Origin of the sequence: Pandoraea sp. LA3 (genome assembly GCF_022696215.1) — a bacterium.
GTDB lineage: Bacteria > Pseudomonadota > Gammaproteobacteria > Burkholderiales > Burkholderiaceae > Pandoraea > Pandoraea capi.
On record NZ_PTPY01000023.1, the window covers coordinates 66163 to 80037 of the forward strand.

At 62.0% G+C, this 13875-nt stretch carries 14 protein-coding genes; 11 read left to right on the top strand and 3 right to left on the bottom strand.

Going from position 1 to position 13875, the window contains the following annotated elements; genetic code table 11:
- The first annotated feature begins 23 nt into the window (after window positions 1-23).
- From C5N93_RS05415 to C5N93_RS05425, 3 genes are all read left to right on the top strand, one after another.
- Window positions 24-1100 carry a sulfate ABC transporter ATP-binding protein gene (locus C5N93_RS05415; protein WP_242558550.1) on the top strand — a complete coding sequence of 359 codons (1077 nt, stop codon included), beginning with the start codon at window positions 24-26 and terminating at the stop codon, window positions 1098-1100.
- Between the two features lie 147 nt (window positions 1101-1247).
- Window positions 1248-2186: a CysB family HTH-type transcriptional regulator gene (locus tag C5N93_RS05420; protein ID WP_150669448.1), complete on the top strand. Its 939-nt coding sequence runs from the start codon at window positions 1248-1250 to the stop codon at window positions 2184-2186.
- Between the two features lie 90 nt (window positions 2187-2276).
- Complete coding sequence (locus C5N93_RS05425) at window positions 2277-3317, top strand: asparaginase (RefSeq protein WP_069344916.1); 1041 nt, start codon at window positions 2277-2279, stop codon at window positions 3315-3317.
- Window positions 3318-3578: 261 nt separating this feature from the next.
- Here C5N93_RS05425 and C5N93_RS05430 read toward each other — a convergent pair whose 3' ends face one another.
- The 3 genes from C5N93_RS05430 to gcl form a co-directional block, all read right to left on the bottom strand.
- The gene (locus C5N93_RS05430) at window positions 3579-4481 is read right to left on the bottom strand and encodes a 2-hydroxy-3-oxopropionate reductase (protein WP_277990218.1); all 903 of its coding nucleotides are present in this window, start codon (window positions 4479-4481) and stop codon (window positions 3579-3581) included.
- Between the two features lie 221 nt (window positions 4482-4702).
- The gene (gene hyi / locus C5N93_RS05435; RefSeq protein WP_242558551.1) at window positions 4703-5494 is read right to left on the bottom strand and encodes a hydroxypyruvate isomerase; all 792 of its coding nucleotides are present in this window, start codon (window positions 5492-5494) and stop codon (window positions 4703-4705) included.
- A 226-nt stretch (window positions 5495-5720) separates the two neighbouring features.
- A complete protein-coding gene (gcl, locus tag C5N93_RS05440; RefSeq protein WP_069344919.1) occupies window positions 5721-7487 on the bottom strand; it encodes a glyoxylate carboligase in 1767 nt (588 codons plus the stop codon).
- 122 nt (window positions 7488-7609) lie between these two features.
- Here gcl and C5N93_RS05445 point away from each other — a divergent pair, with 122 nt between their 5' ends.
- The 8 genes from C5N93_RS05445 (at window position 7610) to C5N93_RS05480 (ending at window position 13653) form a co-directional block, all read left to right on the top strand.
- Complete coding sequence (locus C5N93_RS05445; RefSeq protein ID WP_150723051.1) at window positions 7610-8521, top strand: LysR family transcriptional regulator; 912 nt, start codon at window positions 7610-7612, stop codon at window positions 8519-8521.
- Between the two features lie 195 nt (window positions 8522-8716).
- The gene (gene rpsF / locus C5N93_RS05450; protein WP_044455531.1) at window positions 8717-9094 is read left to right on the top strand and encodes a 30S ribosomal protein S6; all 378 of its coding nucleotides are present in this window, start codon (window positions 8717-8719) and stop codon (window positions 9092-9094) included.
- A 46-nt stretch (window positions 9095-9140) separates the two neighbouring features.
- Complete coding sequence (gene priB / locus C5N93_RS05455; RefSeq protein ID WP_044455532.1) at window positions 9141-9443, top strand: primosomal replication protein N; 303 nt, start codon at window positions 9141-9143, stop codon at window positions 9441-9443.
- 2 nt (window positions 9444-9445) lie between these two features.
- Window positions 9446-9727 carry a 30S ribosomal protein S18 gene (rpsR, locus tag C5N93_RS05460; RefSeq protein WP_010803800.1) on the top strand — a complete coding sequence of 94 codons (282 nt, stop codon included), beginning with the start codon at window positions 9446-9448 and terminating at the stop codon, window positions 9725-9727.
- A gap of 27 nt (window positions 9728-9754) precedes the next feature.
- Window positions 9755-10207 carry a 50S ribosomal protein L9 gene (rplI, locus tag C5N93_RS05465; RefSeq protein ID WP_069344921.1) on the top strand — a complete coding sequence of 151 codons (453 nt, stop codon included), beginning with the start codon at window positions 9755-9757 and terminating at the stop codon, window positions 10205-10207.
- 314 nt (window positions 10208-10521) lie between these two features.
- Window positions 10522-11889: a replicative DNA helicase gene (locus C5N93_RS05470; RefSeq protein ID WP_069345023.1), complete on the top strand. Its 1368-nt coding sequence runs from the start codon at window positions 10522-10524 to the stop codon at window positions 11887-11889.
- Between the two features lie 113 nt (window positions 11890-12002).
- Window positions 12003-12629 (top strand): DUF47 domain-containing protein, encoded by a 627-nt coding sequence (locus tag C5N93_RS05475; RefSeq protein ID WP_069344922.1) that lies wholly within the window; start codon window positions 12003-12005, stop codon window positions 12627-12629.
- 13 nt (window positions 12630-12642) lie between these two features.
- Window positions 12643-13653: an inorganic phosphate transporter gene (locus C5N93_RS05480; RefSeq protein WP_044455536.1), complete on the top strand. Its 1011-nt coding sequence runs from the start codon at window positions 12643-12645 to the stop codon at window positions 13651-13653.
- Window positions 13654-13875: the final 222 nt, after the last annotated feature.

The following is a 13875-nucleotide window of genomic DNA, read 5'->3' on the forward strand; positions in this document are numbered from 1 at the left end:
ATCAAGCATCGAGGAACAAGACAATGAGCATCCAGGTACAACAGGTTTCGAAACGCTTCGGCGACTTCAACGCGCTCGACGACGTCAGTCTCGAATTCCCGACCGGCGAACTGGTCGCGCTGCTCGGGCCGTCGGGCTGCGGCAAGACCACGCTGCTGCGCATCGTTGCCGGACTGGAATTCGCCGATGCCGGGCGCGTGGTGCTCAATGGTGAGGACGTGGCGTCCGTGGGCACGCGTGAGCGCCAGGTCGGTTTCGTGTTTCAGCACTACGCGCTGTTCCGTCACATGACGGTGTTCGAGAACGTGGCATTCGGTCTGCGCGTGAAGTCGCGCCGCGATCGTCTGTCCGATGCCCAGATCCGTGCCAAGGTGCATGAGCTGCTCGGTCTGGTGCAACTGGACTGGCTGGCCGATCACTATCCGGCGGAGCTCTCCGGTGGTCAGCGTCAGCGTATCGCGCTGGCCCGTGCGCTTGCGGTGGAGCCGAAAGTGTTGCTGCTCGACGAACCGTTCGGCGCGCTCGACGCCAAGGTGCGCAAGGAGCTGCGTAGCTGGCTGCGCCGTTTGCACGACGAACTGCACATCACGACGATTTTCGTCACGCACGATCAGGAGGAGGCGCTCGAAGTCGCCGACCGCATCGTGCTGATGAATCGCGGCAAGGTCGAGCAGATCGGCGCGCCACAGGATGTCTACGACACGCCAGAAAGTGCGTTCGTCTACGAGTTTCTCGGCGCGGCGAACCGGCTCTCGGGTGAGTTGCAGACGCATGATTTCATTGCCGATGCGGGCCAGTACCGCGTGACGGTGCACAAGGACGACTTGCCGGCGGTGCCGCAGGATGGACGGGCGATTGCGTACGTGCGCCCGCACGATCTGGCGCTGGTCAATGCGAACGATGGCGGTCCGGGGATCGACGTGGCCGTGCGTCGTGCGATTCCGCTGGGCGGCACCGTTCGCGTGGAGCTTGCCGCGCCCGGCGACGCCGTGTGGGAAGCCGAACTCACGCGCTCCGGCTGGAAGGCGCTCGGTGCGGATGCCGGTACCCCGTTGCGCGCCGTGCCGCGTCAGTTGCGGGTGTTCTCTGCGCAGGCGTGAGTTGCAGGCATGCGTCGCAGGCAAGGGGCCGCACGCGGTGACATCGCGCGGCATCGATCGACAGGACAACAAGTTGTACGTATTCAAACAGACGTGGCAGACATCGTCGACGTCATGGACAGACAAGTAACAGGGCGGAGTTAGATCATGAATTTCCAGCAATTGCGCTACGTGCGCGAAGCGGTGCGCCAGAACCTCAACCTGACGGAAGCGGCGAGTGCGCTGTACACGTCGCAGTCGGGCGTGAGCAAGCAGATCAAGGATCTGGAAGACGAACTCGGTGTGGATGTCTTCGTGCGTCGCGGCAAGCGTCTCACCGGACTGACGGAGCCGGGCAAGGCGGTGCTGCAACTGATCGAGCGTATGCTGCTCGACGCCGAGAACCTGCGTCGCGTGGCGCGCCAGTTCGCCGATCAGGACAGCGGGCATCTCGTCGTGGCCACGACCCACACGCAGGCGCGTTACGCGTTGCCGCAGGTGATCAAGCAGTTCACCAGCGTCTACCCGAAGGTGCATCTGGCGCTGCGCCAGGGCAGCCCGCGCCAGATCGCGCAGATGGTCATCGACGGCGAAGCCGACATCGGTATCACGACCGAGGCGCTCGACCGCTTTCCCGATATCGTCACGTTCCCGTGCTATTCATGGCACCACGTGGCGGTCGTGCCGAAGGAACACCCGCTCGTGGGCCGCGAGAACGTGACGCTTGCCGACATCGCCGAGTATCCGATCATCACGTATGACGGCGATTTCACCGGACGCTCGCACGTGGACAAGGCGTTCACCGATCAAGGGCTGGTGCCGGATATCGTGCTCACCGCGCTTGATACGGATGTCATCAAGACGTACGTGGAACTGGGGCTGGGTGTGGGGATCGTGGCGGCGATGGCCGTCGACCCGCGCAAGGATCAGGATCTGGCGGTGCTGGAGCTGGACAACGCGTTCGAGCCCAGCACCACGCGTATCGGCCTGCGTCGCGGGGCGTTCCTGCGTTCGTATGCTTATCGGTTCATTGAGATGCTCGCACCGGCGCTCAAGGAACAGGAAATCTCGACGCAGCTGCGTGAAGCGCTGGAATTCGCGGCTTGAATGGCCCCCTGAAGCCGGATCCCGCTCTCGTGGCGGGATCGATATTTTCAGCGATTGGGAAGCGGGGCAGTATTGGATACAATCGCTGGCATGACCTTGACCTCATTCAACCCGATTCCTCACTACACCGTGTCCTCCGGTGAGCTGCCGCGCATTGCGCTGCTCGCCACGGGCGGCACGATCGCGGGCAGCGCGGCCGACGCCACGCGTACCGCCGGTTATCAGGCCGGGGCGCTCGGTGTTCAGGACCTGCTCGCCGCCGTGCCCGCGCTGGGCAACGTCGCGCATATTCATGCGGAACAGGTCGCGCAGATCGACAGCAAGGATATGAGCATGTCGCTGTGGCAGAAGCTCGCCGCACGCGTGAACGCCTTGCTCGCGCAGCCTGATGTGGCTGGCGCCGTGATTACGCACGGCACCGATACGCTCGAAGAGACCGCGTATTACCTGCATCTGACGATCAACAGCCGCAAGCCCGTCGTGCTGACGGCGGCGATGCGTCCGGCCACGGCACTCTCGGCCGACGGTCCGCTCAATCTGCTCAACGCTGTGCGCGTGGCGACCGATCCGATCTCGGGCGGGCGCGGCGTGATGGTCGCCATCAACAACCAGATTCACTGCGCGCGCGACGTCATCAAGACGAGCACCTACAAGGTCGATGCGTTTCACTCGCCGGAAATCGGCGTGCTCGGCTGGGTGCAGGACGAACGCGTTGCGTTTCAGCGGGAACCGTTGCAATACCACACCGTCGAGAGCGAGTTCGTCGGCTTGTCCGGTGAATTGCCGGCGGTGGAAGTGGTGTCGAGCTATGCGGGCGTGTCGCGCATTGCCGTCGATGCGCTGGTGGAAGCCGGTGTGCAAGGCATCGTGGTCGCAGGCACCGGCAACGGCTCGCTGCACTCGTTGCTGCAACAGGCGCTGGCCGAGGCGGTGCAGCGTGGGGTGACGGTCGTGCGCGCGTCGCGCGTGGGCAGCGGTCACGTGATGCATAACGGTGCCGCGCCGGACGATCAGTACGGCTTCGTGAGCACCGGCAATCTGCATCCGTATAAGGCGCGTGTGCTGCTGATGCTGGCGTTGCAGGCCGGTGTGCCGCGCGAGCGCATGCAGAGTCTGTTCGACGAGTATTGATCAAAAAAATACGGCGCCAGTCGCGCTTTCGCTCGACTTGCGCCGTGACGCTCGGCAGGGCGTCTGTCGACGTCCTCGCCAGTACACTCTGGTACTTCTCTCACTTCTCCCTGCTTTTTTGCCTGCGGACGGCTTTTTTCTGTCAGCCGTTTGCTTCGTCTTCTCGCGAACTACGCGGTGCGACACCCGTCATGCCGCCATGCCACGCACGACGGCGTTACGGCCGACGGGTGCCTGTCGTTCCTTTGATGGTCTACCGGATTACGCGACGGTATGGTTCGCGAGCATTTCCAGCGCACGCACCATGCCCGAGTGATCCCACGCTGCGCCACCGTTGGCGGCACAGGCGTTGAACAGTTCCTGCGCGGTGGCCGTGTTCGGCAGCGACACGCCGAGAGTCTTCGCCGTCTGAAGCGCCAGGTTCAGATCCTTCTGGTGCAGGGCGATACGGAAGCCCGGCTCGAAGTTGCGCTTGACCATGCGCTCGCCGTGCACTTCCAGAATGCGCGACGATGCAAAGCCGCCCATCAGTGCGGCACGAACCTTGGCGGGATCGGCACCGGCCTTCGAGGCGAACAGCAGGGCTTCGCCCACGGCTTCGATCGTCAGGGCGACCACGATCTGGTTGGCGACCTTGCACGTCTGGCCTGCGCCGCTCTCGCCCACGAGCGTGATGTTCTTGCCCATGAGTTCGAAGAACGGCTTCACGTCGTCGAATGCGGCTTGCGAGCCGCCGACCATGATCGACAGCGACGCGGCCTTCGCGCCCACTTCGCCGCCCGAGACCGGTGCGTCGAGGTATTCGCAGCCGAGTGCCTTGATCTTCTTGGCGTATTCCTTGGTTTCGATCGGCGAGATCGAGCTCATGTCGACGACGATCTTGCCGGCGGAAAGGCCTTCGGCCAGACCGTCCTGACCGAACAGCACGGCGCCCACGTCAGGGGTGTCGGGCACCATCACGAACACGATATCGGCGCGCTTGGCGACTTCCTTGGCCGACGTGCAGACGGTGGCCTGACCGTCGATCAGGTCTTGCGGGGGCGTGCGGCGCTCGTACAGGAACAGCTTGTGACCGGCGTTTTGCAGATGCTTCGCCATCGGCGCGCCCATGATGCCCAGACCAATAAAACCGAGTTGTGCCATTTCGAGACTCCTTGTTGCCAAAGTTTGAAGTGTTGTTGCCGGGCGCCGGACGAGACGCGTCCCCCGAACTCCGGCCGCATGCCCCCTGCATGCGGCCGGCGGGGCCCTTCCTCGTCGAAACCCGGTCGGGCGGCGCAACGCACCGGGTGCATCGTCACCGTCATGTCTTGCGCACTGCGCCGGGGGAGGCGAGGTGCGGTTGAACCGGGGGTGTGCGGGTCAGGCTCGTGCGTTCGTGCCGCTCAGGCGGCTTCGCGCAGGCCCGCAGCCTTGAACCAGCCGAGGCCGTCGGTCGTGGTCGTCGCGGGCTTGTACTCGCAGCCGATCCAGCCCTGATAGCCAATGCGATCGAGGAACGCGAACAGGTAGGCGTAGTTGATTTCGCCCGTGCCCGGCTCGTTGCGGCCCGGGTTGTCCGCGAGTTGCACGTGAGCGATGCGCGCCAGATTCGTCTCGATGGTCTTGGCCAGTTCGCCTTCCATGCGCTGCATGTGATAGATGTCGTATTGCAGGAACAGATTGTCCGAGCCGACGGCGTCGAAAATCTCCAGTGCCTGCTTCGTCCGGTTCACGAAGAAGCCGGGAATGTCGTACGTGTTGATCGGTTCGACCAGCAGACGGATGCCTTCGGCTTTCAGGGCGTCGGCGGCGAAGCGCAGGTTGCCCACGAGCGTTTCCGTAGCGGCTTGCGTCGACAGGTCAGCGCCTTGCTTGCCCACGAGGCAGTTCAGTTGCTTCACGCCGAGCGCCTTGGCGTAGGTGATGGCTTCGCCCACGCCGTCGCGGAACTCGGCCACGCGATCCGGGAAGATGGCGATGCCGCGCTCGCCCGCATCCCAGTTACCGGCGGGCAGGTTGTGCAGCACGAGGTCGAGCTGATACTGGTTCAGCTTGTCGGCGATCTGGTCGCGGTGAAACGCGTAGGGGAACAGAAACTCCACGCCGCGAAAGCCCGCTGCGGCGGCCGCCTTGAAGCGGTCGAGGAACGGCACCTCGTTGAACAGCATGGTCAGGTTGGCGGCAAATTTCGGCATTGCGCTGACTCCTCTCTCTTTTTTAGGGGGTGGTTTCGACGATTCGATGCAAGGGTGATGCTTGGGTGAGCCGGGGTATGACTGGGTGTCACCAGGTATTGCGTGGTATTGCTTGATGTGGCTCGGTGCTGCTGGATTGCGGAGCGCGTGCTTTGGCCGTGACGGGGTCTAGCCGAAAGCGGAGGGGACGCACGCGCCCCGCAAACCGTTGGCAGTGCTGGCGGACTTAGGCCGACACTGCGTCGTCTTCTTCCACGACGTCGATGATTTCTTCGAACTCATTGACGTTGTTGATTTCCGTGCCCATCGCAATGTTGGTCACGCGCTCGAGAATCACTTCCACGATCACCGGCACCGAGAACTCGGCCATCAGCTTGCGGGCCTGAGCCAGCGCCGGCTGAATGTCGTTCGGCTGGAACACGCGGATGGCCTTCACGCCGAGGCCTTCGGCCACCTTCACGTGATCCACGCCATAACCGTTCAATTCCGGCGAGTTCACGTTCTCGAACGCGAGCTGCACGCAGTAGTCCATGTCGAAGTTGCGTTGTGCCTGACGGATCAGACCCAGGTACGAGTTGTTCACCACGACGTGGATGTACGGCACCTTGAACTGCGCAGCCACGGCCAGCTCTTCGATCATGAACTGGAAGTCGTAGTCGCCCGAGATCGCCACGACGTCCGACGACGGCGATGCGACCTTCGCGCCGATGGCTGCCGGCACCGTCCAGCCCAGCGGGCCGGCCTGACCGCAGTTGATCCAGTGGCGCGGCTTGTTCACGTGCAGGAACTGCGCAGCGGCGATCTGCGACAGACCGATGGTCGAGACGTAGCGCACGTCGCGGCCGAAGAACGCATTCATTTCCTGATACACGCGTTGCGGCTTGATCGGCACCTGATCGAAATCGGTACGACGCAGCATGGTGCGCTTGCGCTTCTGGCAATCGGCGACCCATTGCGAACGGTCCGGCAGACGGCCCGCGGCCTTCAGTTCCTTGGCGACTTCCACGAACAGGGTCAGTGCCGCCTTGGCGTCGGAGACGATGCCGTAATCGGGGCCGAACACGCGACCGATTTGCGTCGGCTCGATATCGACGTGCACGAACTTACGACCCTTGGTGAAGACATCCACGCTACCGGTGTGGCGGTTCGCCCAGCGGTTGCCGATACCCATCACGAAATCGGAGGCGAGCATCGTGGCGTTGCCGAAGCGGTGCGACGTTTGCAGACCGACCATGCCCGCCATAAGCGGATGGTCGTCGGCGATGGTGCCCCAGCCCATGAGCGTCGGCACGACCGGCACGTTGACGGTTTCGGCGAACTCGACGAGCAGATCGGCGGCGTCGGCGTTGATCACGCCGCCACCCGAGACGATCAGCGGACGCTCGGAGGCGACCAGCATCTGAATCGCCTTCTCGATCTGGGCACGCGTGGCCGCAGGCTTGTACACCGGCAGCGGTTCATACGTTTCGGGATCGAATTCGATCTCGGCGACCTGCACGTCGAACGGCAGATCGATCAGCACCGGACCCGGACGGCCCGAGCGCATCAGATGGAACGCCTGCTGGAACACGCGCGGCACGAGCGCCGGTTCACGCACCGTCACGGCCCACTTGGTGACGGGCTTGGCAATCGACTCGATGTCGACCGCCTGGAAATCTTCCTTGTACAGACGGGCGCGCGGTGCCTGACCCGTGATGCAAAGAATCGGAATCGAATCGGCTTGTGCCGAGTACAGGCCGGTAATCATGTCCGTGCCTGCCGGCCCCGAGGTGCCGATACAAACGCCGATGTTGCCGGCTTCCGCACGGGTGTAGCCTTCGGCCATGTGCGAGGCGCCTTCGACGTGGCGTGCGAGCACGTGCTCGACGCTGCCGGCCTTGCGCAGTGCCGAATAGAACGGGTTGATGGCGGCGCCGGGAACGCCGAATGCGGTAGTGATGCCTTCCTTCTCCAGCACGCGGACGGCGGCCTCTACGGCGGTCATCTTGGCCATGTGACTCCTCCAGTGAGTAATAGTGAATCGTTGTTGGAGGTCACTTTAAGCCGGTACGATTTGTTTGATAAGATCACAAAAGATCGTTTTTTTAAGAACAAAAAGTATCGAATGGAGACGCGATGGACCGTTTCAAACAAATTGAAACCTTCGTGCAGGTGGCCGAGGCGGGCAGTCTGGCCGCCGCAGCCCTCAAGGAGGGGGTCTCGCCGGTGATCCTCGGGCGGCGCATCGACGCCCTCGAAAAGCGACTCGGCATCAAGCTCATGTACCGTTCCACGCGACGCCTGGCGCTCTCGGAAGAGGGCGGCGCTTTCCTCGAGCGTTGCAAACAGTTGCTCGGCGACTGGGACATGGCGGAGAACGAGATCAGCGCCGGGCGGCATGCCGTCTCCGGTCACCTGATCGTGTCCGCCCCGGCGGCGTTCGGCCGCAAGCACGTGGCGCCGCACGCGCCCGCATTCCTGCGCCTGCACCCGGAAGTGCAGATATCGTTCAATCTGACGGATCGCGTGGTAGACATCGTGCGCGAAGGCTACGACATGGGGATCCGCATCGGCGGCTCGGTCGATCCGAACTTCGTGGCCGTCAAACTCGCCCAGAACCGTCGTGTGGTGTGCGGCACGCCCGCTTATTTCGCACGGCACGGCCGTCCCAAGACGCTGGAGGATCTGGCCAAACACAACTGCCTCGCGTTCAATCTGCAAGGCGGACAGCAACGCGGCTGGTACTTCAAGCGGCAGGGCAAGCTGGTGACGACACGCGTGGCGGGCAATCTCGATTGCAACGACGGGGAGTTGCTGCACCGCTGGGCGCTCGAAGGGCTAGGGCTCGGCTGGCGTTCGACGTGGGAGATTCAGCGCGAACTGTTGTCAGGCGAGCTGGAAACCGTGCTGGACGAATACGCACTGCCGGACTACGACATTCTGGCCGTCTATCCCCAGCAGCGCTTTCAGCCCGCCCGCGTGCGGCTCTTCATCGAGCAGTTGCGGCAGATTTACGCGCGTCCGAATTACTGGCTGGAGAACGGTTGATGTGATGGGAAGGCTGTGAAGACACCACCGAGAGGGTCGAGGAAGGGGCCGGGAAGGGCGCCGGAAAGCATCGTGTGGCGGGCACCGATAGGACGGGTGTTGATGATCGACATGAAATCCGCTAGAATCGCGGGTTCTGCAACCTTGCTGCACTGGTTCTGACGCCCAGGCAGCTTTGTCCATAAGGAGCAACATATGCGTCATTATGAAATCGTATTTATCGTTCACCCCGATCAGAGCGAGCAAGTGCCTGCCATGATCGAGCGCTATCGTGGCACGGTCGAGTCCCGTCAGGGCAAGATCCACCGCGTCGAAGACTGGGGCCGTCGTCAACTGGCCTACATGATCGAAAAGCTGGCCAAGGCTCACTACGTTTGCATGAACATCGAATGCGACCAGGAAACCCTGGACGAGCTGGAACACGCATTCAAGTTCAACGACGCCGTTCTGCGCCACCTCGTCGTCAAGATGAAGAAGGCTGAGACCGCACCGTCGCCGATGATGAAGGAAGTGGCCCGCGAAGAAGCCAAGAAGGCTGCCGCGACGCCCGCGACCGAAGCTGCTGCTTCGTAATTAGCGCACCGGAACGCATCAGGGTGCCAACGGAAACATTGACCGCGTGAATCGCCTACGGCTCGAGGCCAGCATCGTCGAAATCGGCACGCTGCGCTATACCCCGGCCGGGCTTCCCGTCATTGATGTCACGCTGGCGCACGAGGGAACAGCCGAAGAGGCGGGCGTAGCCCGTCAGGTCGAGTTCTCGATACCGGCAGTTGCGATCGGTCCCATCAGTGCCAAAGTCATGGCGTTGGGACTTGAGAAACCGGCCCAGTGGGCAGGGTTTCTGGCAAAGAAGCATCGCAATAGCCGCACCCTGGTGTTTCACATCACAGCATTGCAAGCATTTGAAAAGGATTGTTGAACATGCCGCGTCCTAACGGTAAAAACAAGAAGTTTGATCGCCGCCGCCAACAGCAAAACCCGCTGTTCAAGCGCAAGAAGTTCTGCCGCTTCACCGTCGCTGGTGTCGAGCAGATCGATTACAAGGATGTCGAAACGCTGAAGGACTTCATCGGCGACAACGGCAAGATCACCCCGGCTCGCCTGACGGGCACCAAGGCGCACTACCAGCGCCAGCTCGATACGGCTATCAAGCGCGCGCGTTTCCTGGCGCTGCTGCCGTACACCGATCTGCACGGTGCTTAATCGCCAGTCGACGAAGGAGAATAGATAATGCAAGTGATTCTGCTGGAAAAGGTCGTCAACCTGGGTAACCTGGGCGACATCGTGAAGGTCAAGGACGGTTTCGCACGTAACTTCCTGATCCCGACGAAGAAGGCTCGCCGCGCCACCAAGGACGCGATCGCCGAATTCGAAGTTCGCCGCGCCGAACTGGAAAAGGCTGCTGCCGACAAGCTGGCGACGGCGCAAGCCGAAGGCGAAAAGCTGTCGGGTCTGACCGTTCAGATCGCACAGAAGGCCGGCGTTGACGGTCGTCTGTTCGGTTCGGTCACCAACTTCGACATCGCCGAAGCCCTGGGCACCCAAGGTTTCAAGGTCGAGAAGATGCAAGTGCGTCTGCCGAACGGCCCGCTCAAGACCGTGGGTGACTTCCCGGTTCAAGTGGCACTGCACACGGACGTCGTGATCGACGTCACGGTGTCGGTGCTGGGCGAGCACGCCTAAGTCGTACCCGCGTCAGCTTCCCGACGCGAATAAAAGACGGAAGTCGGTCTACCGGCTTCCGTTTTTTTATGTCTGTCCGTTCTGTTGCTGTTCTGTCATGCATGGCCGCCGGAAGATCCGGTTGCCGGTCATACGCCGATCTACGCCGACCGCCTTCCGGTTGCGCGCTCGCCTCCATCCACGTCACCGTTCGATAGCGCCACCTTATGCTGCCTCCAGGGAAACTGCTGAACAAACCACGCTCGGAAAAATCGTCGCGCAAGCGGGATTTCGCCGGGGCTGACCGGGATCGCGGGGACGGTATAATGCCCGGCATGAACGCGCCCGATCCCCAGCTCGATTCACTCAAGGTGCCACCGCACTCCATCGAGGCGGAGCAATCCGTGCTCGGCGGTTTGCTGCTCGATAACAGCGCCTGGGATCGTATCGGCGACTTCCTGTCCGAACACGATTTCTATCGGTACGACCACCGACAGATCTATCAGCACATCGGTCGCCTGATCTCCGGCGATCGTCCTGCCGACGTCATCACCGTTTTCGAATCGCTCACTTCCGCCGGCAAGGCCGAAGATGTGGGCGGGCTCGCCTATCTGAACGCACTTGCGCAGAACACGCCAAGCGCGGCAAACATCCGTCGTTACGCCGAAATCGTGCGCGACCGTGCGGTGCTGCGCAAGCTCGTGACCGTGGCCGACGAAATTGCCTCGGATGCCTTCAATCCGCAAGGCAAGGAAGTGCGTCAGATGCTCGACGAGGCGGAGGCGAAAGTGTTCGCCATCGCCGAAGAGGGCTCGCGCAGCACGAGCGGCTTTCTCGAACTGCAACCGCTGCTCACGCAGGTCGTCGAGCGTATCGACGAGCTGTACCACCGCGAAGGCGGTAGCGACATCACCGGTATTCCGACGGGCTTCGTCGATCTTGACCGCATGACGTCCGGCTTCAACGGTGGCGACCTGATCATCGTGGCCGGCCGCCCGTCGATGGGTAAGACGACGTTCTCGATGAACATCGGCGAGCACATCGCGGTGGAGGAGGGGCTGCCCGTCGCCGTGTTCTCGATGGAAATGCCGGGCACGCAGCTCGCCATGCGTATGCTGGGTTCGGTGGGGCGTCTCGATCAGCATCGTCTGCGTACCGGCAAGCTGGTCGACGAAGACTGGCCGAAGCTCACGCATGCCATGCAGAAGATGAACGAGACGCAGTTGTTCGTCGACGAAACGCCGGCACTCAATCCGATGGAATTGCGTGCGCGCGCGCGGCGTCTGGCGCGTCAGTGCGGCAAGCTCGGTCTGATCATCATCGATTACCTTCAGCTGATGAGCGGCTCGGGCGGCGGTGAGAACCGTGCCACTGAAATTTCCGAAATCTCGCGTTCGCTCAAGGGCCTCGCCAAAGAGCTGAACGTGCCGGTGATTGCGCTCTCGCAGCTGAACCGAAGTCTCGAACAGCGCCCCAACAAGCGTCCCGTGATGTCGGATTTGCGCGAATCGGGCGCTATCGAACAGGATGCCGACATCATCCTGTTCATCTATCGCGACGAAGTCTATAACCCCGATACCCCAGACAAGGGCACGGCCGAGATCATTATCGCGAAGCAGCGTAACGGTCCTATCGGCCACGTGCGCCTGGCGTTTATCGGTGCCTACACGAAGTTCGACAATCTGGCCGGCCCACAATACTGACGCCCGATTTCCACCTGTTCGGATGCGCGTGCGGTAACGCATGCCTCCGACGAGGTAGAATGTGACGTTTTTGTGTCGACCCGTCCCCTATCAATACCCGGAGTTTCCCCATAATGTTCGGTCGCTTCATGCCCACCGAGGGCAAGTTCTTTGACCTGTTCAACCAGCACGCGGCGTGCATGGTGGCAGGCAGCCGTGAGCTGTCCGCCATGCTCAACGACCTGCCCAACGCCGAGGCACGTACCGTTGCCGTGCAGAACAACGAGAAGAAAGCGGATCGCATCACGCACGAGACCATCGACTTGATGCACAAGACGTTCATCACGCCTTTCGACCGCGATGAGATCCATAAGCTGATCAGCACCATGGACGACATCCTGGATCTGATGGAAGACGTGGCGACGGCCGTCTGGATGTACGACATCAAGAGCGTACCGACCGAGGCCCGTACGCTCGGCGAGATCTGCGTGAAGTGCTGCGAGCGCGTGCAAAGCACGGTCGCACTGCTCAACGACATGGATCGCGCGCGCGATATCCTGAAGCTTTGCGAAGAGATCGACGGCCTCGAATCGGAAGCCGATCGCTTGCTGCGCGCATCGCTGTCGAAGCTGTTCCGCGAAGAGGCGGACGTGAAAGAGCTGATCAAGCAGAAGGCTGTGTCCGAATTGCTCGAATCGGTGACCGATAAGTGCGAGGACGTTGCCAACATCATCGAAGGCATTGTGCTGGAAAACGCCTGAGCGGAGACTTTCGATGGCAACGCTGCACATCAGCCTCTGGCTGGTCGGACTCTTGGTCGTTCTGGCGCTCCTGTTCGACTTCATGAACGGTTTTCACGACGCCGCCAATTCGATCGCTACGGTCGTCTCGACGGGCGTGCTCAAGCCGCATCAGGCGGTGGCTTTCGCCGCCATGTTCAACGTCATCGCGCTGTTCGTCTTTCACCTGAAAGTCGCGGCGACGGTGGGCAAGGGCACGGTACACCCCGAGATCGTGGATCACTATGTGATCTTCGGTGCGCTCGTCGGTGCGATCGCCTGGAACATCATCACGTGGTATTACGGTATTCCGTCGAGCTCGTCGCATGCCCTGATCGGTGGTCTGGTCGGCGCCGCGGTGGCCAAGGCGGGCACGGGGTCGCTCGTCGCGAGCGGTCTGCTGCAAACCGTGGCATTCATTTTCGTCTCGCCGCTGCTCGGGTTCGTGCTCGGCTCGTTCTTCATGCTGCTCGTCTCGTGGCTGTTTTTCCGCACGCCACCGGCACGTGTGGACCGTTGGTTCCGTCGTCTGCAACTGGTTTCGGCCGGGATGTACAGCCTGGGACACGGCGGTAACGACGCACAGAAGACCATCGGTATCATCTGGATGCTGCTGATCGCCGCCGGTCTGTGGCCGCAGGAAGCCGCTGAACCGCCGCTGTGGGTGATCATCGGCTGCTATCTGGCGATCGGTCTGGGCACCATGTTCGGTGGCTGGCGGATCGTGCGCACGATGGGGCAGAAGATCACGAAGCTCAAGCCGGTTGGCGGTTTCTGCGCCGAGACGGGCGGGGCGTTCACGCTGTTCTTCGCCTCGTGGCTCGGCGTGCCGGTCTCGACCACGCACACCATTACCGGCGCTATCGTCGGGGTGGGCGCCACGCGCAAGCTGTCTGCCGTGCGTTGGGGTGTCGCGGGCAACATCGTCTGGGCATGGGTGCTGACGATCCCGGCATCGGCCTTCATTGCCGCCATCGCGTGGTGGGTCGGCAAGCAGTTCCTGTGAGATGACGCGCTGTCTGACGACGGCGCTTTTCTCGACGTGCAAAAAAGCGGCTTCGGCCGCTTTTTTGTTGTCCGCTGTCCCGTCCTGAAATAGGTTGACACTTTTTCGTTGAAACGAGGAGGTGGCAAATGGAGCAAGGGATTAAGCGGACACAGCGAGACTACAGCCTGGCTTTTAAGCTGTCAGTGGTCGAGCAAGTAGAAAAAGGCGAGTTGACCTATA

What these genes read in the sequence shown, in the direction of transcription:
- gcl (WP_069344919.1), bottom strand. Translation starts at nt 7,487, where the DNA reads ATGGCCAAGATGACCGCCGTAGAGGCCGCCGTCCGCGTGCTGGAGAAG.
- C5N93_RS05470 (WP_069345023.1), top strand. Translation starts at nt 10,522, where the DNA reads ATGAACGCGCCCGATCCCCAGCTCGATTCACTCAAGGTGCCACCGCAC.
- C5N93_RS05415 (WP_242558550.1), top strand. Translation starts at nt 24, where the DNA reads ATGAGCATCCAGGTACAACAGGTTTCGAAACGCTTCGGCGACTTCAAC.
- rpsF (WP_044455531.1), top strand. Translation starts at nt 8,717, where the DNA reads ATGCGTCATTATGAAATCGTATTTATCGTTCACCCCGATCAGAGCGAG.
- rpsR (WP_010803800.1), top strand. Translation starts at nt 9,446, where the DNA reads ATGCCGCGTCCTAACGGTAAAAACAAGAAGTTTGATCGCCGCCGCCAA.
- rplI (WP_069344921.1), top strand. Translation starts at nt 9,755, where the DNA reads ATGCAAGTGATTCTGCTGGAAAAGGTCGTCAACCTGGGTAACCTGGGC.
- C5N93_RS05420 (WP_150669448.1), top strand. Translation starts at nt 1,248, where the DNA reads ATGAATTTCCAGCAATTGCGCTACGTGCGCGAAGCGGTGCGCCAGAAC.
- C5N93_RS05480 (WP_044455536.1), top strand. Translation starts at nt 12,643, where the DNA reads ATGGCAACGCTGCACATCAGCCTCTGGCTGGTCGGACTCTTGGTCGTT.
- C5N93_RS05475 (WP_069344922.1), top strand. Translation starts at nt 12,003, where the DNA reads ATGTTCGGTCGCTTCATGCCCACCGAGGGCAAGTTCTTTGACCTGTTC.
- hyi (WP_242558551.1), bottom strand. Translation starts at nt 5,494, where the DNA reads ATGCCGAAATTTGCCGCCAACCTGACCATGCTGTTCAACGAGGTGCCG.
- C5N93_RS05425 (WP_069344916.1), top strand. Translation starts at nt 2,277, where the DNA reads ATGACCTTGACCTCATTCAACCCGATTCCTCACTACACCGTGTCCTCC.
- C5N93_RS05445 (WP_150723051.1), top strand. Translation starts at nt 7,610, where the DNA reads ATGGACCGTTTCAAACAAATTGAAACCTTCGTGCAGGTGGCCGAGGCG.